This is a genomic window from Fictibacillus nanhaiensis (assembly GCF_023715445.1).
Lineage (GTDB): Bacteria > Bacillota > Bacilli > Bacillales > Fictibacillaceae > Fictibacillus > Fictibacillus nanhaiensis_D.
The window spans coordinates 1-640 of record NZ_JAMBOD010000035.1; the positions used below are offsets into that span (position 1 = coordinate 1).

Annotated in this window: 3 tRNA genes and 1 rRNA gene; all 4 read right to left on the reverse strand. The window is 47.0% G+C overall.

Features of this window, described 5'->3' with window-relative positions:
- Nucleotides 1–47: 47 nt before the first annotated feature.
- The 4 genes from M3196_RS21720 to rrf all read right to left on the reverse strand — a co-directional run bounded on the left by M3196_RS21720 (nt 48) and on the right by rrf (nt 422).
- A tRNA-Lys gene (locus M3196_RS21720) sits at nt 48–123 on the reverse strand.
- Between the two features lie 8 nt (nt 124–131).
- Nucleotides 132–207, reverse strand: a tRNA-Thr gene (locus M3196_RS21725).
- An 11-nt stretch (nt 208–218) separates the two neighbouring features.
- Nucleotides 219–294 (reverse strand) — tRNA-Val (locus tag M3196_RS21730).
- A 12-nt stretch (nt 295–306) separates the two neighbouring features.
- A 5S ribosomal RNA gene (gene rrf / locus M3196_RS21735) occupies nt 307–422 on the reverse strand.
- Between the last annotated feature and the right edge of the window lie 218 nt (nt 423–640).

Genomic DNA, 640 nt, shown 5'->3' on the forward strand with positions numbered 1-640 from the left:
TCTAGCGCGTCTGCCAATTCCGCCACACCCGCATATTAATTTGAAAATGGTGAGCCATGAAGGACTCGAACCTTCGACCCTCTGATTAAAAGTCAGATGCTCTACCGACTGAGCTAATGGCTCGTGCAAAATGGTGCCGGCTAGAGGACTTGAACCCCCAACCTACTGATTACAAGTCAGTTGCTCTACCAATTGAGCTAAACCGGCAAGTAAGTAAATGGTGGAGGATGACGGGATCGAACCGCCGACCCCCTGCTTGTAAGGCAGGTGCTCTCCCAGCTGAGCTAATCCTCCGTATAAAATCCAGCCTAGCGACGTCCTACTCTTACAGGGGGAGACCCCCAACTACCATCGGCGCTGAAGAGCTTAACTTCCGTGTTCGGTATGGGAACGGGTGTGACCTCTTCGCCATCATCACTAGACCAGAAAGCGAGTTTTTATCTCGACAAGATAAAATTATACGCTATGTATATATAATTTGCAAGAGTTTTTTTAATGGTTTTTTAAACCATTAGTATGTTCTCTCAAAACTAGATACGACGTTTCCAAACTTCATGCTTTTTTAAGGATAAGCCCTCGACCGATTAGTATCTGTCAGCTCCACGTGTCGCCACGCTTCCACACCAGACCTATCAACCTC